The organism is Flavobacterium sp. (assembly GCF_049240005.1).
Classification (GTDB): Bacteria; Bacteroidota; Bacteroidia; order Flavobacteriales; family Flavobacteriaceae; genus Flavobacterium.
Genome location: NZ_JBMLTK010000024.1, coordinates 1 through 25,927, shown reverse-complemented (window position 1 = coordinate 25,927; position 25,927 = coordinate 1). Strand labels below are relative to the sequence as shown.

16 protein-coding genes are annotated in these 25,927 nt (G+C 41.7%); 14 read left to right on the top strand and 2 right to left on the bottom strand.

The window, feature by feature from the left end:
- Window positions 1-316 precede the first annotated feature (316 nt).
- Together ACOVQQ_RS01905 and ACOVQQ_RS01900 are read left to right on the top strand one after the other, a co-directional pair.
- Window positions 317-2,683: a TonB-dependent receptor gene (locus ACOVQQ_RS01905; RefSeq protein ID WP_421816694.1), complete on the top strand. Its 2,367-nt coding sequence runs from the start codon at window positions 317-319 to the stop codon at window positions 2,681-2,683.
- Between the two features lie 6 nt (window positions 2,684-2,689).
- A complete protein-coding gene (locus ACOVQQ_RS01900; protein ID WP_421816693.1) occupies window positions 2,690-3,514 on the top strand; it encodes a DUF4249 domain-containing protein in 825 nt (274 codons plus the stop codon).
- 524 nt (window positions 3,515-4,038) lie between these two features.
- Here the strand turns inward: ACOVQQ_RS01900 and ACOVQQ_RS01895 are convergent.
- Window positions 4,039-5,502: an aminoacyl-histidine dipeptidase gene (locus tag ACOVQQ_RS01895; RefSeq protein WP_421816692.1), complete on the bottom strand. Its 1,464-nt coding sequence runs from the start codon at window positions 5,500-5,502 to the stop codon at window positions 4,039-4,041.
- A gap of 37 nt (window positions 5,503-5,539) precedes the next feature.
- On the opposite strand from ACOVQQ_RS01895, the gene ACOVQQ_RS01890 reads away from it, so the two are divergent.
- Genes ACOVQQ_RS01890 through ACOVQQ_RS01880 form a run of 3 tightly spaced genes read left to right on the top strand, consistent with a single transcriptional unit; the run spans window position 5,540 to window position 7,828 of the window.
- Window positions 5,540-6,631, top strand: a complete 1,092-nt coding sequence (locus tag ACOVQQ_RS01890) for a DUF3810 domain-containing protein (protein ID WP_421816691.1) — start codon at window positions 5,540-5,542, stop codon at window positions 6,629-6,631.
- A gap of 44 nt (window positions 6,632-6,675) precedes the next feature.
- Window positions 6,676-7,170, top strand: coding sequence for an RNA polymerase sigma factor (locus ACOVQQ_RS01885; protein WP_094487118.1), 495 nt, complete (start codon window positions 6,676-6,678; stop codon window positions 7,168-7,170).
- 7 nt (window positions 7,171-7,177) lie between these two features.
- Complete coding sequence (locus ACOVQQ_RS01880; protein WP_421816690.1) at window positions 7,178-7,828, top strand: hypothetical protein; 651 nt, start codon at window positions 7,178-7,180, stop codon at window positions 7,826-7,828.
- 60 nt (window positions 7,829-7,888) lie between these two features.
- Here ACOVQQ_RS01880 and glmM read toward each other — a convergent pair whose 3' ends face one another.
- The gene (glmM, locus tag ACOVQQ_RS01875; protein ID WP_421816689.1) at window positions 7,889-9,277 is read right to left on the bottom strand and encodes a phosphoglucosamine mutase; all 1,389 of its coding nucleotides are present in this window, start codon (window positions 9,275-9,277) and stop codon (window positions 7,889-7,891) included.
- 92 nt (window positions 9,278-9,369) lie between these two features.
- Here glmM and ACOVQQ_RS01870 point away from each other — a divergent pair, with 92 nt between their 5' ends.
- The 9 genes from ACOVQQ_RS01870 (at window position 9,370) to ACOVQQ_RS01830 (ending at window position 24,058) form a co-directional block, all read left to right on the top strand.
- Window positions 9,370-9,954, top strand: a complete 585-nt coding sequence (locus tag ACOVQQ_RS01870; protein WP_421816688.1) for an ACP phosphodiesterase — start codon at window positions 9,370-9,372, stop codon at window positions 9,952-9,954.
- Window positions 9,951-11,615 carry a gamma-glutamyltransferase gene (gene ggt, locus ACOVQQ_RS01865; protein ID WP_421816687.1) on the top strand — a complete coding sequence of 555 codons (1,665 nt, stop codon included), beginning with the start codon at window positions 9,951-9,953 and terminating at the stop codon, window positions 11,613-11,615. Before ACOVQQ_RS01870 ends, ggt begins: the two co-directional genes overlap by 4 nt.
- Window positions 11,616-11,618: 3 nt before the next feature.
- Window positions 11,619-13,403 (top strand): chloride channel protein, encoded by a 1,785-nt coding sequence (locus tag ACOVQQ_RS01860; protein ID WP_421816686.1) that lies wholly within the window; start codon window positions 11,619-11,621, stop codon window positions 13,401-13,403.
- Window positions 13,404-13,600: 197 nt separating this feature from the next.
- Window positions 13,601-16,432, top strand: coding sequence for an excinuclease ABC subunit UvrA (gene uvrA, locus ACOVQQ_RS01855; protein WP_421816685.1), 2,832 nt, complete (start codon window positions 13,601-13,603; stop codon window positions 16,430-16,432).
- Between the two features lie 111 nt (window positions 16,433-16,543).
- Window positions 16,544-19,243, top strand: a complete 2,700-nt coding sequence (locus ACOVQQ_RS01850) for a T9SS type A sorting domain-containing protein (RefSeq protein WP_421816684.1) — start codon at window positions 16,544-16,546, stop codon at window positions 19,241-19,243.
- A 596-nt stretch (window positions 19,244-19,839) separates the two neighbouring features.
- Window positions 19,840-19,974 carry a hypothetical protein gene (locus ACOVQQ_RS01845; protein WP_421816683.1) on the top strand — a complete coding sequence of 45 codons (135 nt, stop codon included), beginning with the start codon at window positions 19,840-19,842 and terminating at the stop codon, window positions 19,972-19,974.
- Window positions 19,975-19,991: 17 nt separating this feature from the next.
- On the top strand, window positions 19,992-20,288 hold the full coding sequence (locus ACOVQQ_RS01840; protein ID WP_421816724.1) for a type II toxin-antitoxin system PemK/MazF family toxin: 297 nt from the start codon (window positions 19,992-19,994) through the stop codon (window positions 20,286-20,288).
- Between the two features lie 189 nt (window positions 20,289-20,477).
- Complete coding sequence (locus tag ACOVQQ_RS01835) at window positions 20,478-21,206, top strand: TIGR00730 family Rossman fold protein (RefSeq protein WP_094487004.1); 729 nt, start codon at window positions 20,478-20,480, stop codon at window positions 21,204-21,206.
- 74 nt (window positions 21,207-21,280) lie between these two features.
- Window positions 21,281-24,058 (top strand): aminopeptidase, encoded by a 2,778-nt coding sequence (locus tag ACOVQQ_RS01830; protein ID WP_421816682.1) that lies wholly within the window; start codon window positions 21,281-21,283, stop codon window positions 24,056-24,058.
- The last annotated feature ends 1,869 nt before the right edge of the window (window positions 24,059-25,927 follow it).

Genomic DNA, 25,927 nt, shown 5'->3' with positions numbered 1-25,927 from the left:
TTTTCCCTTGCGCACCTTCCCCGCGCGAACGGGTGCAGCGATATCCTTTTAGGCATTACGCTTTTCCACTGCCGTTTTGCCTAAAAGATTTAGCGGAACACGTGACGGCGTGAACCACTTTTGCGCAGCGACGACTCGTTTGCCGGCGCGCCCAAAAAAAGAAGATACTTTCCAAAAATCCGTTTCGGCGCTTTGGGTGTCGGACTTATAAGGGCATATCACAAAAAAATCTTAAATTTTAAAATCGTTAAACAAAACACAACACTTGAGGCGTTAATAGTGTGCATCTTTGCAGCGTCAAAATCAAAAACGAACTATGTTTAAATCAAAATTTCTACTTGCCTTAGCACTGGTAGTTCAATGTAGCTTTGGGCAAAAATCGCACACCATTAGTGGTACCATCACCGATTCATCGACCAACGAAACGCTAATCGGCGTGAATTTGTACGCTCCCGAAACCAAATCGGGCGCCGCCACCAACGAATACGGGTTTTACTCGATCACGTTACCCGAAGGAAACTACAAACTGGAAATCAGCTATGTGGGTTACGGAACTCAAGTTATTGATATTCAGTTAACTTCCGACTTGCGTAAAAACATCAGTTTAACACCCGAAGGTCAGGAACTGGAAGAAGTTGTGATCACAGAAAAACCGAAAGCCGTGATCCGACGGCCGGAAATGAGCGTGAACAAACTCTCGATCGAAACCATCAAAAAAATGCCTGTTGTTTTGGGGGAAGTCGACGTAATTAAGTCGATTCTTCTGCTCCCAGGCGTCACCAATGCCGGCGAAGGTGCTTCGGGATTTAACGTACGCGGTGGTGGTGCCGACCAAAACCTCATCCTGCTAGACGAAGCGGTTATTTTTAACTCCTCGCACGTATTTGGATTCTTTTCGGTGTTTAATCCCGACGCGATAAAAGATCTAAAATTGTATAAGGGCGGAATTCCCTCGCGCTTTGGCGGAAGAGCCTCATCGGTATTAGACATTTATCAAAAAGACGGTAATTCCAAAAAATTCTCGATGACAGGAGGAATCGGATTGATTGCGAGCAGGTTACTTGCTGAAGGTCCGTTCGACAAAGACAAAGGTTCGTTTCTGGTAGCCGGTCGATCTTCATACGCACACCTGTTCTTGAAACTTACCGATAACCGCAACAGCGCCTACTTTTACGACCTCAACACCAAAATTAGCTACAAACTAAACGACAACAACAGCCTGTACCTTTCGGGTTACTTTGGTCGCGATGTTTTTAACCTTTCGGGTAGCTTTGAGAACATTTACGGAAACGCCACGCTAAATTTACGCTGGAACCACATTTATAACGACAAGTTATTCAGTAACTTATCGGCAATTTACAGCGATTACTACTATGGACTTACGCTCGATTTCATCGGATTCAAATACGATTCGGGTATCAAAAACTACAACCTGAAATACGACTTTAAACACTATTTAAGCGATACCTGGAAATTGGGATACGGCGTGAACGGTATTTACTACGATTTTAACCCAGGAACGATTATTCCGGTAGGCGAATCGTCGGGAATTAACCGCCGACAACTCGATAAAAAATACGCATTCGAACCCGCAGCTTACCTGGAAGCCGAACACAAAGCCTCGCAAAAACTGAGCTTTTATTACGGTTTACGTTACAGTCAGTTTTATCGCATGGGACAATCGACCGTGAATTTATACGCCGATAACAATCCGGTGATTTTTAACCAAGAATTGCAGATTTACGAAAAAGCCACGCCAATCGGCACACGTGTATACGATTCGGGAGAAGTGATTAAAACTTACGATTTCCTAGAACCGCGATTCTCAGTATCCTACGCTTTTAACGGCGATACCTCGGTAAAGGCCAGTTACAACCGCATGGTACAATACCTGCAACTCGTAACCAATACGGCTTCTCCGACACCACTTGATGTTTGGACACCCAGCGACCAGTACATCCGACCGCAAATTGCCGATCAAACTGCTGTTGGATATTTTAAGAATTTCAGAAACGGAGATTATTCGCTGGAAGTTGAATCGTTTTACAAAACCGTGCAAAACCGCATTGATTATATCGACGGAGCCGACTTAATTGCGAACGAAGCTTTGGAGCAAGTGATTCTTAACGGCGAGCTCCGCGCTTACGGTTTGGAAATTTTGGCGCGAAAAAACTCGGGGAAAATCAACGGCTGGGTTTCTTATACTTTGTCGAAATCCGAACAACGAACTCCGGGACGTAACGCCACGGAAACCGGTATCAACAACGGACAATGGTACTCGTCTGTATTTGATAAAACGCACAACTTGGCCGTTACCGGAAGTTATGTGCCGTCTAAAAAATGGACGTACTCGGCCAACTTCATCCTACAAACCGGACAACCAGCTACTTTTCCGAACGGACAATACCAATACCAAGGCATTACCGTTCCGAGTTACGGCTTGCGAAACGGCGATAGGCTTCCGACGTTTCACCACTTGGATTTAGCAGTTACTTATACACCAAAACCCGACAAAAAGAAAGGTTGGCAAAGCGAATGGGTTTTTAGCGTGTATAACGTGTACAATCGGATGAACGCCGCTTCGATTAGCTTTTCGCAAAACGAATTCACTGGGCGTAACGAGGCAGCACGCTTCTCTATTTTCGGAGCAGTTCCGGCGGTGAGTTATAACTTTAAATTCTAAGAAATCATGAAAAAAATATATATCCTTTTTTGTTTAGCGGCTTTTAGTTTGATGAGTTGCGAAGAAGTAATAACTGTAGGCTTAGACACAGCTCCTGAGAAACTCGTCATCGATGCATCGATCCAGTGGGAAAAAGGCACGGCGGGCAATGTGCAAACCATTAAGTTATCGAAAACCGCACCGTACAACAGTCAGCTGATACCCACCGTTCAAGGCGCGGTGGTTACTGTACGTTCGCAAAGTGGGCAAACCTTTGATTTTGTGAATCAGCCCAATACAGGCAATTACATTTGTACGACTTTTGTTCCGCAAATCGACGAGGTGTACACCTTAACGGTGGTTGTCGATGGGCAAACCTACACCGCTACCGAAACCTTGAAACGAGTTCCGGTGATTGATAAGATCGAACAGAATTTAGCGGGCGGATTTACCGGCGAGGACATTGAAATTAAGGCGTTTTATACCGATCCGGCGCCTAGTGTCGATTTTTATTTGTTTCGTTACAAAGCATCGTATGCGGCTATTCCGTTTTTTGAAGTAACCGACGATCGTTTTAATCAAGGAAACCAAATTTTTGATTATTTCACAGACGAGAATTTAGAAGTGGGTCAGACGATCGACATCAGTTTCATGGGCATATCCGAGCGGTATTACAACTACATGAACATTTTGTTGAGTGTTGCGGGAAGTAATGGCGGTAGTCCGTTTCAATCGCCTCCAGCTACGGTTCGCGGAAACATTGTTAACACCACTAATCCGGATAATTATCCTTTAGGTTTTTTCAACTGCAGCGAGCGCACCACCACAACATACACGATTACAGAGAATTAAACGGATTGAACGCTAGTTACCGAAGTACAGCGCGGCGTTTTTTACGTAAATTTTTATTTGGGGGTGCCGGCGGTGCAGGGATAGCGCTTCGCAAACGTTTCACTGAACCGCCGTCGCGCCATCCGCTGTATCTTTCCGGCGCACGGATGGTGGAAATACGATAACGCCGCAAAGAATGCCGCTGCTGTCGCTCACCCGGGGGGAGTTGCAAATAAAAAAATAGAAAAAATAGAAAAAAGGGAAAAAGAAAGATTGGCCTTCGACAGGCTCAGGCACCAGCTTTTTTAACCGCACAGAAAACACCAAAGCTCACAGATTATTTCGAAATATAGAACTGTTGAGGAAAACACAGAACGTGTCAAGCCACCAAAAAATCGCACCGGCCTTCGACAAGCTCAGGCACCGACGATACATGGGTTCGGGTGGAAAAACGATACGTAAAGTGGTGAACTCACGAAGTCTATCCCGATAGCTATCGGGACTCGTGTCCAGCCTCTCGCCTCTCGTCTCTAACTTCTAAAAAACTACTTCCTCTCCGGAATATTCGCCAGAACCGTACTAAACAATTTCCAGAATTTCTGAACCGAAGTAATTGAGGCACGCTCGTCGGGCGAATGCGCTCCTAAAATCGTCGGACCAAACGAAACCATGTCCATCTTTGGATAATTCTTGCCTAAAATACCGCACTCTAAACCGGCATGACACGCTACAACACGCGGTTTCGAACCAAATAAATCGGTGTACGTTTTGGCGAGCAATTGCACAATATCCGACTCAGGTTTGGGCTTCCAACCCGGATAACTGCCCGAAAACAAAACCTCGCAACCCGCCAACTCAAAAGCCGATTTCAACGCATTAGCTAAATCGTATTTCGAAGTTTCAACCGACGAGCGCGTTAAACACTGAATGCTCAATTGTCCGTTTTCAATGGTTACTTTGGCGACATTATTCGAGGTTTCCACCAAATCGGGCATGTCGGCACTCATGCGATATACGCCGTTGTGCGCCGCATAAATAGCACGTAACACAGCTTCCTGGGCCGCAACATCCATAACCGTTTCGGGTAGCTCGGCCGGAACCAATTCAATTTCCAACTGCGGTTCGGTGGTTGCAAATTCAGCTTTGATGTCGTCTATAATTTCTTGAATGTCTAATTGAAAAGCACCGTCGTACAACTGTGCAATCACAAAATGCGCTACGCTCTCGCGCGGAATAGCATTGCGCAAACTTCCGCCCACTATACTTGCAATTTGCAAACCAAAATTGTCGAAGCCGCCAAACAGCAATCGGTTCATGATTTTGTTGGCGTTACCCAAGCCTTTGTGGATGTCCATGCCGGAGTGTCCGCCTTGCAAACCGCGCACTATAAGTTTAAACGCAAGCGAATGCTCGGGCGTAGGTTCCGAATTGTAAACGGCTTGTGCGGTAACGTCTAATCCGCCGGCGCAGCCAATGTCGATTTCATCGTCTTCTTCGGTATCTAAATTTAGGAGAATATCGCCTGTGAGCACGCCGCCTTGCAGATTCATGGCGCCGGTCATTCCTGTTTCTTCATCGATAGTAAACAGGGCTTCGATAGCCGGATGCGGCAAATCGGTACTTTCTAAAACAGCCATGATGGTGGCAACACCTAGTCCGTTATCGGCGCCCAATGTGGTTCCGCGCGCTCGCACCCAATCGCCATCCACATACATGTCGATACCTTGTGTTTGAAAATCGAAAACTGTTTCGGCATTTTTCTGGTGCACCATATCCAGATGGCTTTGCAGCACAACAGTTTGCCGATTTTCCATACCCGGAGTCGCCGGTTTTTTTATAATGACGTTACCAACCTCGTCGGTGTAGGTTTCCAAGTTCAACTTTTTGCCAAATTCTTGCATAAAAGCAATCACTCGGGCTTCTTGTTTCGACGGTCGTGGCACAGCGTTTAAATCTGCGAAGTTTTTCCAAATCGGGTTTGGAACTAAATTTCTAACTTGCTCGTTCATAAAATGGCGGTTTGAGCCACGAAAATACAACAAGCAAGTGAAGCAGGTCGAGAAATTAAAGCAGTTTTTAGAATTGTACAGCCCGCGTTACGGCAATTTAGCGCGCAGCCTTTCGTATTTGCTTGTTGTTGTGCTAGTTGTGAAAATCCTTGGCAACTCGAATACTTTTATTGCGTTCTATCAAACGAGCTTTTATCCCAAAATCGCTACGACTTTCCGAACGTTTACGGGCTATTTTTCGTTTTCGATTGGCGATATTGCCTACACCCTTTTAGGATTGTACTTGTTAATCTCAACGATTCGGAACCGGAAAAAGTTCATTCAAATTGTATTTCCGTTGTTGCTGCGTACGTGCGCCATTTTGTATTTGCTGTTTCACGTACTGTGGGCGTTCAACTACTACGGACCTTCGCTCGCTGAAAAACAAAACTGGAATTTGGAATACAGCGATACCGAATTGCATGCGTTAACGCGAAAACTGATTCGCGAAAGCAATCGGCTGCAATTTGAAATTACTAAGAATAAATCAACAGCCGTTCGGCAAACCGTTTCAGATGCAGCGGTTGAAAATACTGTTTTGAAATACTGGTATTTACCCGATTACGCATTGAACTATGAAACGCCAAGTGTCAAAAAGTCGTCGTACAGTTTGGCCTTAAGTTACATGGGATTTACGGGCTATTTGAATCCGTTTTCGGGCGAAGCGCAGTACAATTGCGAGTCGCCTAACTTTAACCGAAGTTTTACGATTGCGCACGAAATGGCGCATCAGCTGGGTGTTGGTAGCGAAAGTGAATGTAATTTTTACGCTTTTCAAGTTACGTCAGCGGCAACCGATTTACACTTGCAGTATGCGGCTCATGCCACAGCCTTGCGTTATTGTTTGAATATGTGGAAGTTTAAGAATCCGGTTGTTTTAAATTTCTATCAGAAATCGATTAATCAGGGAGTCCTTCGAAATTTTGAAGAAGCCGATGCGTTTTGGAAGGGAAAGTCCACTTTCGTGGAAAAAATATTCGAAACTTTTTACGATAATTTCCTTAAATTCAACAGTCAAAAAGACGGTATTTCGAGCTACGGAAAGTTTATTAATTTATTGATTGCCTCAAATCGAAATGATAAAATCTAAAGCGAAATTGTAACAAAAATGAGTGAAAACCTACTAATCGAACGATGGAGCAATCTTTAGAAAAAGACTTTGTAGAGAAGCTGAAAATGAATCAGAATTTGATTCACAAAATTTGTCGGCTTTATACGCAAGACGAAGATCAGCACAAAGATCTTTTCCAAGAGATTACAATTCAATTGTGGAAAGCTTACCCAAAGTTTCGAGGCGAAAGTAAATTTTCGACTTGGGCGTATCGGGTAGCTTTAAACACCGCGATTACCTTGTACCGAAAAGACAAGCGCAGCATTCAAACTTCGGATGTGGAAACGGCCAATTTGTTTATCAAAGAAGAGCAGTACAACTATGAAGAAGAAGAACAGATTAAGCTGATGTATCGCGCGGTGCAGCAATTGAACGACATTGAAAAAGCTCTAGTTTTCATGTATTTAGAAGACAAAGATTATCATGAAATCGCCGAAACGCTGGGGATTTCAGAAGTAAATGCACGTGTAAAGATGAATCGAATTAAGGGGAAATTGAAAAAAATATTAAATCCGTAGCAAGCAGATGGAAGGATTGGATTTATTAAAGAAAGACTGGCAGAAGTCGACCAACTCGTTCACGCAAATCGGTGAGAATGAGTTGAGCAACATGCTGAAATTGCGATCGTCGTCGATTGTGAAATGGATTTTTATTGTTTCCATTTGCGAGTTATTGCTAGGTATTATTTTGGGCATCACGCTGTCGCTGAGCAAAACGCACGACGAAAGTAGCGAGTTACTACAGAAATGGGGAATTTACGAGTTTTACATGGCTTGCAGTATTGTATTTTACCTTGTCGTTGTTTGGTTCATTTACCGTTTTTATCAGAATTACCGCAAGATATCTGTTGTAAGCAGTACCAAAGAACTCATTACCAACATCATCAACACCCGACGAGTGGTAAAGCGCTACATCGCTTTTAACCTAATTTCATTCGCTGTATTGTTTATCGTTGTTTGTAGTTTCGGATTCTATCACGGTTACACCACAGAAAGTGTGATGCACGACGGCAACGGACAAATGCCTCTCACGGTAATGATTACAGCAATTATCATCTTGATTCTTATCACCGCGGTTTTAACGCTTATTTTCTGGCTGATTTACAAATTGATTTACGGAATACTATTGCGCCGTCTGAACCGCAGTTACGAAGAACTTAAGAAAATGGAATTATAAATTAGTACACAAAAAAGCCTCCGATTTGGAGGCTTTTTTGTGGTATAAAACGATCGTGCTTTAAATTCCGGCGAAAGCTTTTAATTCCGATACAAATCGAACAGCCAGTTCATCCGCCGCGGCTTGCGAACCAGCTTCGGTATAAATTCGAATAATCGGTTCGGTGTTGCTTTTTCGCAAGTGCACCCAAGAGTTTTCGAAATCAATCTTCACACCGTCCACAGTAGAAACTTCTTCCGATTGGTACTTCTCCTCTACTTGCTTCAAAACCGCATCCACGTTGATGCTTGGCGTGAGTTCAATTTTATTCTTACTCATAAAATACGCCGGATAACTGTCTCTAAGTTCCGAAACTTTCATTTTCTTTTCGGCTAAATGTGTTAAGAACAGAGCAATTCCAACAATGCTGTCGCGTCCGTAATGCAAGTCCGGATAAATAATTCCGCCGTTGCCTTCTCCGCCAATCACCGCATTTTGTTTTTTCATCAGTTCCACAACATTCACTTCGCCAACCGCACTGGCAAAATAGGTTCCGCCGTGTTTTAGCGTAACATCGCGCAAAGCACGAGACGACGATAAGTTAGAAACGGTATTTACAGGATTCTTCGACAAGATGTAATCGGCTATGGCAACGAGCGTATATTCTTCGCCAAACATCTCGCCGTTTTCGGATACAAAAGCAAGTCGATCTACGTCGGGATCTACAACAATTCCGAAATCGGCCTTTTCTTCCACAACCAATTTCATGATTTCCGACAAATGTTCTTTCAAAGGTTCCGGATTGTGCGGAAAATGACCGTCGGGCGTGCAATACAACTTCACACATTCAACACCCATTTCCTCCAATAATTTCGGAACAATGATACCGCCGCTGGAATTCACGGCATCAACAACGACTTTAAATTTTGCTTCTTTAACTACATCGACATTCACGAGCGGTAAATTCAATACTTCATCAATATGAATATCCATGTACGAATCGTTAACAATTAAAGTGCCCAGCGAATCAACATCGGCAAACTGATAATCGCCTGCATCGGCAATTTTTAGAATTTCTGCACCGTCGGCGCCATTCAAAAATTCACCTTTATCATTCAATAATTTTAAAGCGTTCCATTGTTTTGGGTTGTGCGAAGCGGTAAGAATAATTCCTCCGTCGGCTTTTTCTAAGGGAACGGCCACTTCAACGGTTGGTGTAGTCGATAATCCGAGATCAATCACGTCGATTCCCAAACCGATTAAAGTATTGGCAACTAAGGCGTGAATCATGGGGCCGGAAATACGCGCATCGCGACCAATAACCACTTTGATGTCTTCTTTACCCAATGTTTTCTTTAGAAATGTTCCGTAAGCGGCAGCGAATTTTACAGCATCAATCGGCGTTAGGTTGTCGTCGATCGCACCACCAATGGTACCGCGGATTCCGGAGATAGATTTAATTAATGTCATCGATTTTAACTTTTTTACAAATATAAGTTTTCGCTCTGCCTAGAAAAGAAAAAAGTGGCGATACGAATTAAAAAAAGGTTATATTTAGGCGTATGAATTTTCTTGCACATTTATATTTGTCGGGCAGCGATACCGAAGTTCAGCTAGGAAATTTCCTTGCAGAAGGCATTCGTACAAAGGCGTATTTGGATTTCCCAAAAGGCGTACAGCGCGGTATTTTATTGCATCGGGAAATCGATACCTTTACCGATGCGCATCCTGTTTTCAGACAAAGCACCAAACGATTACATGGCTCCTACCACCACTATGCACCCGTGATTGTTGATTTGTATTACGATCATTTCCTAGCGAAAAACTGGAGCGTGTATTCCCAAAAACCGCTCAACGAAGTCGTGCAAAACTTTTACAATTTGCTCAATAAAAATGCCGAATTGTTCACGGTTAAAGCCAAATCTATTGTGCCGTACATGATCAAATACAATTGGCTACTTTCCTATGAATCGATTAACGGATTATCAAATATTTTCCGACAAATGGACGCAAGAACGAAGTTTCTATCGGGCATGAGTTCGGCAACCGAAGAACTTACAGCCGATTACTTTTTGTTTGAAGAAGAATTCACGAAGTTTTTTCCTGAAATTCAGTTTTTCTGCGAAAAAAAGTTGAACGAATTATGAAGTCTTGGCAAATTGTACTGGTACTTTATCCTTTTCTAATATTCGCACAGCAGCAGCAAATTTATTCGAAAGCTGCGGTGAGCTCGGCACGAATTGAAGCTTCTGAAATCGGAGCAGAAATTTTAAAACAAGGCGGAAATGCCTTTGATGCTATGATTGCCGTAGAATTGGCCTTAGCCGTTTCGTATCCGTACGCGGGCAATATTGGTGGCGGCGGATTTATGGTTTATGCGCAAGCCAACGGTTCGGTAGGTTCGTTAGATTACCGCGAGTTGGCTCCTGAAAAGGCAAGTGAAAACATGTACTTAACTGCTAATGGCAGCGTAAATACAGATAAAAGTACGAAAGGCGCGCTTGCTGTTGGCGTTCCGGGAACTATCGCTGGGATTTTTGAAGTTCACAAGAAATTTGGTTCGCTACCTATCGAAACACTCTTTAAACCGGCAATTCGCTTGGCGCGAAAAGGAGTTCGTATGTCGGCACTGCAATACCAACAGTGGCGAACACATCAAAAAACGATAATCGAAGTTTCTGGAAAAGAGCTTCCTTTTAAAATCGAGCATAAAATTGGCGATCGAGTTACCTTTCGCGCACTAGCAAGGACGTTGGAACGAATCTCCAAAAACGGTTCAGCCGAATTCTATTCGGGAAAAACGGCTCGAAAATTAGTCTCGGCACTGAGAAAACGAGGAGGAATCATCACGGCTAACGATTTGAAGAACTATCGTGCCAAATGGCGAAAACCGCTGTGCTTCCCCTTTAAAGAATACACGATTTGCAGCATGCCGCCACCTTCATCGGGAGGCGTAGCATTGGCACAACTTTTTGGCATGCTCGAGAATTTCAAATTAGACACTTTACGCGTTAACAACTTAACGTACATTCAGTTGCTAACCGAATTAGAACGACGCGCTTACGCAGATCGGAGCAAGTTTTTGGGCGATCCGGATTTTGTAAATGTTCCTGTTGCAGAATTAACTGCTTCGAATTACCTGAAAGATCGGGCAGCCAACATAAACTTTGATCGTGCCACTGCGTCGAAGGATATAGAAGCGGGCGCAATTACGATTTCAGAATCCGACGAAACCACGCACTATTCTATAGCCGATTCGTTCGGAAATGTCGTTGCCGTTACCACCACGCTAAATGGCGCCTTCGGTTCAAAATTGTATTTACCTGAACTTGGTTTTTTCTTGAATAACGAAATGGACGATTTCAGCGCCAAGCCGGGATTTCCAAACAGCTACGGACTTACCGGAAGCAGTGCCAACAAAATTGAACCCGGAAAACGCATGTTGTCGTCGATGACGCCTACAATTGTACTCAAAAACAACAAACCTATCTTAGCCTTAGGGTCGCCCGGAGGTTCAACCATTATTACCACCGTTTTCCAAACTTTACTGAATGTACTTCAGTTCAAAATGCCGATACAAACAGCGATTGATAGTCCGCGATTTCACCACCAATGGCTGCCCGACGAAGTTTTATTCGAAAGAAATTTTCCAAAAGAACATTTTCAAGCGCTTGAAAACAAAGGCTATAAAATAAAAGTCGGTGAAAGCCCCGTTATTGGGAAAGTTGATGCTATTTTTATAGATTCGTTAGGGAACAAACACGCCGGAGCAGATAAGCGCGGCGAGGACGCCACAGCAGGATTTTAACTCATGATTAGAACGATAAAAAAACGGTTTGAATTTGCGATACATCTGGCCAAAGCCAATTTAACTGCCAAGCAATTTATATTCTTGGCCGCGGTTTTGGTAGGTATTTCGGTTACTGCGGCTGTAATCGTACTTAAAACATTTGCGCACAAAGTTTTCGAAATTGCCACCTATTTGAGTTCTAAGCTGCATCTCGGGTTTGTGAACGGTTTACTTCCGATCATCGGTATTTTACTAACGGTTTTAGTTGTAAAAAAATTACTCGGTGGCAGCATCGAAAAAGGTACGAGTCAGATTTTGTATGCCGTTGCCAAAAAAGCAGGAATTGTTCCGCGAAAGCAAATGTATGCGCAAATCATGACAAGCTCGCTCACCGTAGGATTAGGAGGTTCGGCTGGTTTGGAGAGTCCGATTGTAATTACCGGTGCCGCTTTTGGTTCGAATTTCGCCCAACAATACCGACTTGGCTACAAAGAACGTACCTTATTGATTGGCTGTGGCGTGGCGGCAGGAATTGCTGCTGCATTTAAAGCTCCGATTGCCGGCGTACTTTTCGCTATTGAAGTTTTATTAGTCGATGTAAGTATTGCTGCTTTTACGCCGATTATGATTTCAGCTGCCACGGGAGCGATTTTGTCGGCCATTATATTAGACGACACTATTTTATTGACGTTCAATTCTGAAAATTCGTTTAACTACAAGAACGTTCCGTATTACGTTGGTTTGGGCTTACTTACGGGCTTTGTCTCGGTTTTTTACATGCGAAATTTTCAAAGGGTTGAACGCGTCTTCGGGTTAATTCGGTGGAAACCCTATAAAAAAGCGCTGATCGGTTCGAGTTTATTGGCTGTTTTGATATTTGTATTTCCACCTTTATTTGGTGAAGGTTACGAAGGTATTCGACTTCTTTCTGCCGATAAGGCTTCGCTGTTGCTCGAAGGAACGTTGTTTGAATCGTGGGAAAACAACAAATTTGCTATTTTAGTTTTCGTTGGATTAATCTTGTTTACCAAAGTTTTTGCAACGGGCTTAACCATTGGCAGTGGCGGAAACGGCGGAAACTTTGCTCCCTCCCTATTCATGGGATCGTACACCGGATTTTTGTTTGCGAAGCTGATTAACGTTTTGGGAATTCAATCGCTACCGATCGGAAATTTTACCATTGTTGGAATGGCAGGGATTTTAAGTGGTGTTTTTCATGCTCCGCTAACAGCCATTTTCCTTATTGCCGAAATTACAGGAGGTTACGATCTGATTGTCCCCTTAATGATGGTGTCGTCGATCAGTTTAGCGGTAGCAAAACGATTCGAAAAGCATTCGCTTGACGTTAAAAATCTCGCTAAAAAAGGACAAGTGTTCACGGGAAATAAGGATTCAAACATACTTACAACAATCGATTTAAATTCACTGATTATTCCCGATGAAATGGTTCTGAAACCGGATGAGAATTTACAGCGATTGGTAGAATACGTATCGCACTCAAGTCAATCGATTTTTGCAGTTACGAATCACGACAAAGAACTTATTGGCTTGATTTACTTCGACGATATTCGCGAAATCATTTTCAGTAATTTCAAAGTCAAATACACTAAAGTTCAAGAAATTATGAAACCCGTTTTGTATTCGGTTCAAAACGACGAGTCGATGGCTGCTGTAATGAATAAATTCGACTTAACCGGTTTGGCATATTTGCCTGTACTTTACAAGAAACAGTACAAAGGTTTTATTTCTAAATCGATTGCTTTAGAAGCGTATCGCGACCGACTAAAAGCTTTAACAATTGACTAATTTACGATTGTTGAAGATCAATAAATGAGCATTGTTTTCTAGCGCTTTCGCGGAATTTTCACTAGCAAAAGAACTTCAACAAAGTGCGATTATTGGCATTTCTTTTAGCCGAAAAAAGAACGAATATTTTATTTGAAGCTTTGTTTTTGAGATAGTTTTTAGCAAAGATTAGCCGTATTTTTGCCTTTTTTAAAAAAATGCCTGAAGTAGAAAATCATATAGAGGTTATTGGTGCTCGAGTCCATAATCTCAAAAACATAGACGTAAAAATTCCGCGCGACAAGCTCGTAGTCATCACCGGACTAAGTGGCTCGGGAAAATCGTCCTTAGCTTTTGATACCATTTACGCCGAAGGTCAGCGACGGTATATCGAAACCTTTTCGGCGTATGCGCGTCAGTTTCTCGGCGGTTTGGAACGTCCGGATGTGGATAAAATCGACGGACTTTCGCCTGTAATTGCCATTGAGCAAAAAACAACCAGTAAGAGTCCGCGTTCAACCGTCGGTACAATTACAGAAATCTACGACTTTCTTCGTTTGCTTTACGCACGTGCCGCCGACGCTTACAGTTACAATACGGGCGAAAAAATGGTAAGCTACACCGACGACCAAATCAAAGATTTGATTTTGAGAGATTTCGCTGGCAAGAAAATCAATGTTTTGGCTCCCGTGATCCGAGCGAGAAAAGGACATTATGCTGAACTCTTCGTACAAATTGCCAAACAAGGATTTCTAAAAGTACGCGTGAACGGCGAGTTACGCGATATCGTACACGGCATGAAACTCGATCGGTACAAAACACACGACATCGAAATTGTTGTTGATCGATTGTTGATAGATAGCTCGCCGGATCTCGAGAAACGATTGAGTCAAAGTATTGATACTGCGATGCGCCACGGCGAAAACGTCTTAATGATTTTAGACCAAGACAGCCATGAAATTCGCTATTTCAGTAGGAATTTAATGTGTCCGACAACGGGGATATCGTACGAAAATCCGGAGCCAAATCTCTTTTCGTTTAATTCCCCGAAAGGAGCTTGCAAAACCTGCAATGGCTTAGGAACGATTAACGAAATAAACTTCAAAAAAATTGTTCCAGACACTAAAATGTCGATTAAAGACGGTGGATTCCTGCCGCTAGGTCCGTACAAACAAAGCTGGATTTTCAAACAATTAGAAACCATCGGCGAAAAATTTGGTTTTAAACTAACCGATCCGATTGAGAAAATTTCTGCGGAAGCGATTGATATTATTCTAAATGGTGGAAAAGATCGATTTTTAGTAGAGTCGACCACTTTAGGCGTTACTAAAGAATACCGAATTGAATTTGAAGGTATAGCGCAATTTATTAAAAATCAATACGATGAAAGCGGTTCCGCGTCGATAAAACGCTGGGCGAAAGATTTCATGGACGAAATTCCTTGTCCGGATTGCGGCGGAGCTCGTTTGAAAAAAGAAGCTTTGTATTTCCGAATTGATGAGAAAAACATCGCTGAAATGTCGGCTTTAGATATTTCCGATCTCGCAGCAGTTTTTCGCGATATTTCTAAAAAACTAAACGAGAAACAACTCATTATTGGTTCCGAAATCATCAAAGAAATTAACGACCGTTTGGCGTTTCTACTAAATGTTGGTTTAGATTATTTGTCTTTGAATCGGAGTTCGAAAACACTGTCGGGTGGTGAAGCACAACGCATTCGATTGGCAACTCAAATTGGTTCGCAATTAGTTGGTGTTTTGTATATCCTCGACGAACCTAGTATCGGTTTACACCAACGCGATAACGAAAAACTCATTACTTCTTTAGAACAATTGCGCGATATCGGAAATTCCGTTTTGGTCGTCGAACACGACAAGGACATGATTTTACGCGCGGATTATGTCGTAGATATCGGACCGAAAGCGGGTCGACACGGAGGTGAAATCATTAGTATCGGAACGGCGAAAGAATTATTAACGCACGATACGCTAACCGCTGCTTACCTCAACGGAAAAAAATCGATTCAAATTCCCAAGAAAAGACGCGAGGGCAACGGTAAATCTTTGAAGTTAACTGGTGCAACGGGCAATAATCTCAAAAATGTAAGTATTGAGATACCGCTCGGCAAATTAGTTTGTGTTACAGGCGTCTCGGGCAGCGGAAAATCGACTTTAATTAACGAAACCTTGTATCCGATTCTGAATGCACATTTTTTCAACGGAGTTAAAAAGCCTCAGCCGTACAAGAAAATCGAAGGTTTAGAACATTTGGATAAAGTAATCGACATTGATCAAAGTCCGATTGGGCGAACGCCACGTAGTAATCCGGCGACATACACCGATGTTTTTTCGGAGATTCGAAACTTGTTTACGATGACACCCGAAAGTATGATTCGTGGGTACAAAGCGGGCCGATTTAGCTTTAACGTAAAAGGCGGACGCTGCGAAACCTGCGAAGGCAGCGGAGTTCGAACCATTGAAATGAACTTTTTACCCGATGTGTATGTGGAATGCGAAACCTGTCAGGGCAAGCGTTTTAATAGAGAAACGCTCGAAATTCGGTACAAAGGAAAATCGATTTCCGATGTGTTGAATATGACTGTAGATGAAGCGGTTCCGTTTTTTGAAAATATTCCAAAAATCTATCGAAAGATAAAAACCATTCAAGATGTTGGTTTGGGCTATATTACTTTAGGTCAGCAGAGCACAACATTATCCGGCGGCGAAGCACAACGCATTAAACTAGCTGGTGAACTTTCGAAAAAAGATACGGGTAACACTTTTTATATCCTGGACGAACCAACAACTGGTTTGCATTTTGAAGACATCCGCGTATTGATGGATGTCATCAACAAATTGGTTGATAAAGGCAATACAGTTTTGATTATCGAACATAACCTCGACGTAATTAAACTTGCCGATTACGTGATCGATGTAGGTTACGAAGGAGGAAAAGGAGGTGGAAAGATTGTAGCCACTGGAACACCTGAAGAACTTATAAAAGACAAAAAGAGTTATACGGCGAAGTTTCTGAAGAGCGAGTTGCCTTAAAAATTAAAAATATATATAGTTGTAAGATTTTTCCGAAGCCATAATGTTTAAAAAAACTACTTTTGAAAACTTTTTGCTAAAACCTAACTATTGCCACTATGGCACATTTCTATGAATAAAAAAATTACCTTTTTACTGAGTTTCCTTTTCTCAGTCGGACTATCATCTGCCCAAAACAGTGGCGATCTAGATGTAACATTCGGAAATAACGGAAAAATACTTACAGATATCGGGCAAGCCGATTTCACAATTACCAGTCAGGCGACACAAACCGATGGAAAAATTGTACTCGCAGGCCGATTCAATAACTTTAATCATGTATACGGGTTTATAATTCGTGTCAATACCGACGGCACACTCGATACTACTTTCAATGGTACGGGAAGAGTACTAAACGAAAGTGTGGCTGGCTTTCAAAAACTAATACTGCAATCGGATGGTAAAATACTTGTTGGTGGTGGCGACAGTTCCGGCGTTGCGGTAGCACGTTATTTAACCAACGGAACTCCCGATACTTCTTTCGGCGTAAATGGCCAGATTATTACCGATACAGAAAACAATTCAAGCTTTGTTTACTTCGTAGATTTTGCACAACAAGCCGATGGAAAAATTGTAGTTCTATCCTATTACAATGTAAACCAACAAGATTTCCGCTTGACACGTCTTAATACAAACGGTGCAATCGATACAACTTTTGGGACAAATGGTGCAACGATAACCAATGTGGGAGCTGGAGAAATTACAAACTCGGTAGCAATTTTAAATAACGACAAAATCGTTGTAAGCGGTGTAAATCTTGGAAACGACACTCAACCTTTCATTGCCAAATATACCGCAGCTGGTGCTCTAGATACTACATTCAACACTACAGGTTTTCGATTGTTTACCTTCACAGGGACTGTAGGAGCACGTGTGTCAAATGTTATTGCACAAGCCGATGGAAAACTGCTTTTCGCAAACGAAGTCTACTCAAACAGTTTACCACGAGTTTACTTAATCCGACTCACAGTTAACGGAAATTACGATACCACTTTCGATAGTGATGGCATTGCTATAGCCAATGCTCCAGATGACTTTTTCTCAAACAAAGGCATCCTCAAATTACTTCCTACGGGAAAATACATGTACTTTACCGAAACCTCAATCACTTTAAATACGATAAGCTATAGAAAAGTAACTGCTTTTCGCTTTAACTCGAACGGCAGCGCAGACGCTACATTCGACAACGACGGGCAAACGGTATATACTCTTTCTAATCTAAACGACAATATCGCCGACTTTTCTATTGCCAACGACGGAAATCTCGTGTTTTCCGGAAATGCCGATTTATCTTTCTTTCAAGATAGAATATACCTTTGCAAGATCAACGGCAACGGATCACTAAACACCGGTTTTAGCACCGACGGAAAAGTAGAATTTTTCTTTCCTTACTCTGCTTACGACGAGTTGAACGTAGCCAAACTACAGTCCGATGGCAAGATTGTAGTCGCTGGAGTAGCTTTCTTTAACGATGAATTGCGCTCGGTTGTACTGAGATACAATGCCAACGGAACTCTCGACACTTCTTTCGCTGATAACGGAATTCTACGCTTATTCAATCAAACACCGTACTACAATATTACCGATATTGAAATATTGCCAAACGGGAAAATCATAATTGCTGCTGGCGACGTTTATTCTTACGTTTTACAAATAAATCCAAACGGAACTGTCGATACAAGTTTCGGAACAAACGGCTTTGTTCTTTTTACTGATAATTTCACTAAAATCAATGATATCGAAGTATTAAGCAATGGCAAGATACTACTTGCCGGTACCGAAATATATACGATTGGATCTAGCTTCACCGAGAACTATAAACTTACTCGTTTAAACGCTAACGGCAGTTTTGACAATACATTTGGAACCGGTGGAACTTCTAATTTACCTTCTACGACACAAGAACAAGAAAATTTATTTAAGATCAAAGCCCTTGCGTCGGGAAAAATAATCGCTGCCGGAACCATCTTTAACGGTAACGATGCCGATGTAATTGTTTTCCGATACAACTCTAACGGAACGCTCGACACCACCTTCAATGGTAACGGATCGGCTACATTCGGTGGCCCAGAATACGATTACCCAGTAGCACTACTCGCTAGCCCAAATGGCAAAATTACCGTTTGCTCATCCATAGGTGAAAACGAAGAAGCACTTATTACCCGATTTAATTCTAACGGCGAATTTGACACCACTTTAGATAACGACGGTAATCTACCTTTGGCCATCCAAACAATTAGATTTCCAGAAGATTTGCACGAAGATGCTAACGGAAAACTATTAATCAGCGGAAGTTCAAATCTCAACAACGATAATAATTTCGATTTCACAGCAGTACGTGTAAATAATAACGGCGAGCTAGATCCTATCTTCGCCGATGGCGGAAAACTAACCATCGATATAAACAATGCAGCTGATGGTATTGTACGACTGCTGGTTTCCGGAAATACAGCCATTGCAGCAGGTATTGGAGGCGAAACTCAAGGAACAACCGATTTTGCACTGGCTAAATTCTTCATCGATACAGTATTAAGTACCTCCGATTTCGATCAGAACAAAACAAGTTTCTACCCAAATCCAGCTTCAAACAGCATTTCGCTTAACGAAGAGGTCACAAAAGCTGAAATTTTCACCATCGATGGGAAATCTGTTCCCACAAAAATAAACGGCAATCGAATTGATGTAAACCAGCTTCCAAACGGAATTTATTTGGTTAACCTTACGTTTGCAAACAACGAAACCAAAACCGAAAAACTGATTGTAAGACATTAATAATTGGGGCAACTGCCCGGCGCGAAACAGTGGAAACAAAAACGCCGGGCATCGCGCTTTCCAAGTAAAGGTACGGCAACAAAAACTACTGCTGCAGCAGGTCTTTCGGCTTCCGCTGGTCGCCAAAATCCGCTACGCAGCAGTACGTTTTTGTTCACCGCACGCTTTCTTTTCCAATCGCTGTTGCAGAAAATCGTGCACATTACACACATTATTTATCAAATGCATACCTAGGTAGATAAAATAAAATCCGAAAAATCGTAAATTTGATAAAAAAGCAATGACTCGCCAAGCTATGATTGACAAAACGATACAAGCTATAAACCTGAGTTCGATTTAAAAATTGCGGTCAGAAAACAGATGAATGGTTGAATACAAGGCAGATTTGTTTTGGGATACTGTAGTATCGCAAAAAAATCTAACGAAGTAGACAGCCGTTCATCTGTTTAGCGTGGAAGTTGTTACTTTTCCTTGCTGTTTGATTTCACAACTTGTTGATTTCGAGCAATCTGACAAAGATTTTTAATCGAACTCAGGTTATAATTCAGCTGCCCAAAGATAAAGCACTGGAAATTTTCAACTTTGCCGACTTCATCATGAAAAAATACGAAGAAAGAAGAATCAACGAAGGATTACAACAGCTTGCTTCACAATCAGCGACTTTCGACTTCCTACATGACGAAGAAAAAATTTACACTTTGAATGATTTGAAAGAACAGTATCGTGGTTAAAGGAGATATCATAATCAATTACATTTCCATTCACCAATCTAAGCGGCAGTAGATTAAGACCCGCCATTGTTTTCATTGAAAACGATCTCGATATCACTGTTTGCTTTATCACTACTCAAACCTCAAGGCAAGAAGAAACTGATTTTATTCTCAAGCCGAATAGTACAAACGGAATTAAAAAAGAATCTTTAGTAAGAACTGGAAAAATAGCTACTATAGACAAAAATTTTGCGAAAGGACTATTAGGCCGACTCTCTAAAAGTGAAATTGCGGTTTTGAACGAAAACCTAAAAATAGTGTTACAGCTTTCCTGATATTACCAAATTTGCATATGTATGTCCGTTTCTTCTCTATAAAATTGCTGACGAAGTACACTTATACCTTTCAAATACCCGCAGATATCGCACAAAAACATTTACTAAAACCAAGGCTTTTTCACTAAATTTGCGGTCGGCTTTTTCGAAAACGATATTTTTCTGCGAAAGCTCATTAAAATTTAAACTATGCGAGTAGAAGATTTCGACAACGACGACGATAGAATCATCCAAGACCGATTAAAACAAAAAACATGGACGGAAATCCGTACCAACGACAGCTGGGCCATTTTTAAAATTATGGCCGAATTCGTTAACGGTTACGAAACCATGGGACGCATCGGTCCGTGTGTATCTATCTTCGGTTCAGCACGTACCAAACCCGATCAACACTACTATCAATTGGCCGAAAAAATTGCTTTCAAAATCAGTAAAGCGGGTTACGGCGTAATTACCGGCGGCGGACCAGGTATCATGGAAGCCGGAAACAAAGGTGCACACTTAGGTGGTGGAACTTCTGTGGGTTTAAACATCGAACTCCCTTTCGAACAACACTTCAATCCATACATCGATCACGATAAAAACCTAAATTTCGATTACTTCTTTGTTCGAAAAGTAATGTTCGTAAAATATTCGCAAGGCTTCGTGGTTATGCCCGGAGGTTTTGGAACACTCGACGAAATGTTCGAAGCGATCACGCTAATTCAAACCAAAAAAGTGGCAAAATTCCCTGTAATTCTTGTCGGAAAAACCTTCTGGAGTGGATTAATGGATTGGATTAAAACCATTTTAGTAGAAAAATACGCGACCGTAAGCCCCGGGGATCTCGATTTGATCAAAATTGTAGACACCGAAGATGAAGTCGTTGAAGTACTCGACAATTTCTACAAGAAATACACGCTGAGTCCGAACTTCTAATTTTTGTAGGTACGTATACAATAAAGCAAGGCAAAACGAGTTTTTGTACTTGGCTGTAGGCTATTCCCTAAAACATGTTGCTATTGCAAAGAGCTTTACGAATCGCTTTATTATTGTTTTCCGTTGTTGCCTGGTCGCAGCACCAAACTTCTATTGAAGCAAATGTAACAATCGAAAAAAAGATTGTTGACGTCAAACAAACATTCACCTACCAAAACGATTCGCAGCAGCCACTTACCGAACTTATTTTCTACAATTGGAATAACGCGTATTCACAAAAGAAATCAGCACTAACCCAAAGATTTTCCGACGAGTTTGTGCGCAGTTTCTTCCTTGCCGGTCGTGCAGAAAAAGGATACACACGAATAAATGCAATTACAGGAGCCGTCGCAAGCTACTCCGAAATGGGCAACGGAAAAGATTTGCTAAAAATTGTATTAAAAGAACCGCTCTTACCGGGAAAATCCGTCGAACTTACTTTCGATTACCAACTTCGAATTCCATCCGCAAAATTCAATGGCTTCGGCTACGAAAAAAACGGCAGTTTGCTGCTGCGCGACGTATTCTTAATGCCAGCCGCCTTTAAAGACGGTCGTTTCTTAGCCTACGAAAACGACAACGGTTCCGACGCTGCCGTAGCACCTACCAATGTACATTTCACCGTTAACAATCCGTATCAACTCGAATTAACAACCGATTTGATACCAACAAGTGAAAACGTTTTCATCCAAAATAACAGTAAAAACTTCGATTTTTTCATCACGGCAAAAAACCGATTCACCACCGTCCAGCACAACGATTTAATGGTTGTAACCGACATTAAGCTCAGCGGAAAAAACGAATTCGAGAAAATCATTTCGATGAATCGCATCATCGACTTTACCGAAAATTTCCTGAACAAAAATCTGCAAGGAAAAATTCTGGTTACCAAAGCCGATTACGATCAGCGACCGTTCTACGGACTCAATCAGCTACCTAAATTCCTGCGCCCATTTTCCGACGATTTTGTTTTCGAAATTCAATTCGCGAAAGTATTCATCCAAAAATATCTGGAAAAAAATACAGAAATCGATAAACGCTCAAACGGCTTTCTTACCGACGGAATTGCGCATTACATGCTCATGGCATATATCGACACCTATCATTCCGAGCAAAAGATGCTAGGACGGCTGAGCAAATACAAATTGTTCTCAAACTTCAATCTTTCAAAAGTGTCGTTTAACGACCAATTTCACTACCATTATCTGCTAATGGCACGTAAAAACCTGGATCAACCGCTCAATCTACCTGCAGATCAGCAAATAAAATTCAATCACAACATTGCCAACCGAGCTAAATTCGCCATAGTACTGCGATACATCGACGAATACCTGAACAACAACAGCGTATCAGAGAGCATTCGAGAATTTCTTGCACAAAAAGAACAATCATTTGAGTCTTTCAACAATATATTATCTAAAAAATCAGATCACAAAACCGATAAAATAATTGAAAACCTAGTTGCCAATCGAGATGCAACCGACTTCACTTTCAGCGAAATACACATAGAAAAAGACAGTATTTCCTTTAAAATAAAATCGAACAGCACAACCTCATATCCAATTCCTATCTATTTGCTGAAAAAGAAAGAAATCGTCGAAAAAAAATGGATTTGGACCAACACCGATACGCTGTATAAATTACCCAAAAACGGAGCCAATAGACTCGCTCTCAACTACAAAAACGAGTTTCCGGAATACAACCTACGAAACAACAGCACTGCAATCGATAAATCGCTCTTTAACAAGCCTTTTACCTTTGCAATCATGAAAGATCTGGAAGCACCGTTTTTTAATCAAGTGCTTTACGTTCCTTCTTTATCGTATAATTTGTACGACGGAATTTCGCCCGGCCTAAGGTTTCACAACAAAACCATGCTCGATAAACCGTTTAATTTCGACGTGAATCCAATGTATTCACCAAATACACAACGACTTATCGGACATTTCTCCTTTGCAGGAAACCATAATTTTCGAAACAGTAACTGGTTCAACTTACGATATCAGTTCGCCGGTTCGTTTCTTCATTACGCACCCGAAGCATCATATTTAAAACTAAATCCAGCTGTTTTTCTAAGATGGCGCAATCCGAATTTCCGAAACAACGAGAAACAGTTGCTCTTGGTTAGAAACGTTTTCGTTCAAAAACAGCCCTATTTCTTAAATCCACCCGACGACGTTAACAACTACAGCGTTTTTAACGCACGATACGCCTACAGTAAATCGGAAGTGCTAAAACACTTTTCATTTACTCCTGATTTTCAACTTTCGCAAGATTTTAGCAAAGTATCCTTGGAGGTTGATTATAGAAAGCTTCTCACTAAAAACCACCAACTTTCATTGCGATTTTTCGGTGGAACGTTTTTATCAAATCGAACAACATCCGACTACTTTAGCTTTGGTATCGACCGACCCACAGACTACCTTTTCGATTATATGTACTACGGACGTTCTGAAAGTACTGGAATCTTTAGCCAACAGATAATTCTAACAGACGCCGCATTTAAATCGATTTTACCTCAACGATTTAGCAACCAATGGATTACGTCGCTAAATGCCGGAATAGGTATTTGGAACTGGATCGAATTGTACGGCGACGCAGCCGTTACCAAAAGCCGTAACACGAGCGCAACTTTTATTTACGACAGCGGTATTCGACTAAATTTAGTAACCGACTTCTTCGAAGTGTATTTACCAGTTAACTCATCAAACGGCTGGGAAATTGCGCAACCCAATTACCAAGAAAAAATTCGTTTTATTGTTACGCTAGACCCTAAGATCTTGATTTCCCTTTTCACTAGAAAATGGTTTTAATTTTTTGGGCAATGCGCCGCAACGAACTTTAACCAAAGAAAAATCGTAACAGCGGCGCCCGCGTTTTTGCTGCAACTCCTCGCACCTTCTGAGGTCGGCGCTGTGGGGTTTCCACGCCAACCGCTATTGCGGCCAACCTAACCCACGTGTCAATCCAAAAATAAAATGAGTTCGATAAATAGGTCAATTAAAAGTTGATTGGCAGCGACATAATCAATAAAATACAAACCATAGAAAGCTTGCTTTTGCACCAGAATACAACAAGAACATATCGAATAATCATAGAAAATAGATGTCATTGAAAACGTAAGATGGTGGTTAAAATTTCAGTTAGTAGAATCAGCTACGGAAAGTAGTCTAATCATTTTTCGTCAAAAACTAAAATCAGCATTTCAATCGAACTAACGAAAACTCTTATGTCGCAGCTACCTGAGTTACTTATTGACATTGCTCCAACACTCGACTTAAGGCGCCGATAACAAAAACATATTTGATTAAAATTGTCTCAAGAAATACGGTTTTTCCGTAACCCAATCTCGATTTTTTTATCGTGCTTCGCCTTGTGGGGCGGGAGGGTGTGGGAACATTCCCTATTACGAAATTCCCGGAAATAAATTTTACGGGAAAACCGTAAATTTTAAAGATTTCGAGATTGAAAGATTGAAAGATTGGCCTTTGACAAGCTGCCTTCGACCCAGTCAGAGACCAACGATACGTGGTTTGGGTTGGGCAAACTGATACGTTACATGGCAAAATCATCGAAGTCTATCCCGATAGCTATCGGGACTAACTTACCCAAAAAACGATACGTTAAGTGGTGAACGTCGCTGAGTCTTAATACTTAATACTCCCATCTTAATACTAACAAAAACCTCTTTGCGACCTTTGCGTAAATCTTTGCGTCCTTTGCGGTTAGCCTTCGACAGGCTCAGGCTCCGACGATTCGCGGGTAAGGGCGGGAAAATGAATCGTTAAGTGGTGAACGTCGCTGAGTCTATCCCGATAGCTATCGGGACTCGAATCTTAATACAAAAATCTCCCTTAGCCTTCGACAAACTCACGTACCAGCTTTTTAAGCGCACAGAAAACACTGAACCTCACAGAATTTTGCGCAATAGGGTACCGTTGAGGAAAACACAGAACGTGTCAAGCCTCTAAAAAATCGCACTAGCTTTCGACAGGCTCAGGCACCGATATTACGTGGGTTGGGTTGGGGAAAACGATACGTCTAGTGGTGAACGTCGCGATCCCGATAGCCATCGGGACTAGTTTCTAAAAAAAGGATACGTAAAAGGGTGAATGTCGCGCTGTCTTAATACTCAATACTCCAATCTTAATACTCCAATCTCACTACTTCCAAAAAATATGCGGATTTCCCGTAACCCAATCTCGATTTTTTTTCCGTGCTTCGCCTTGTGGGGCGGGAGGGTGTGGGGACATTCCCTATTACGAAATTCCCAGAAATTTTCAGTACGGAAAAACCGTAATTTTTAAAAGAATAATCTGCTTTGTAAAATCTCAAAGAACTCTGTTCCTAATAAGGAACAAGCACCCGGCCCCTGACGCACTTCTACAACAAAAGCAAACTCTGATTGCTGTCTCGAAGAATAAAATACGACTTCCGATTAATGTTTGAATTGCCAAAGCACCCTTGTTTTCCCACAGTTTTCAAAACAAAAAAATCGGTCCCAATTTGAGACCGATTTTTAATGTATAAGTTGAAGGATTTAGTTCTTAAATGGGAACTTTCTCACATAAACTTCATTTTGCGCATCGTAGATTTTCACTAAAACGATCTGCGTTTCTGCTTGAATGTCTGTTGCTGTAAATCGTGCTTGTGCTGCTTGCGCTTTGCTGTACAACAAACGA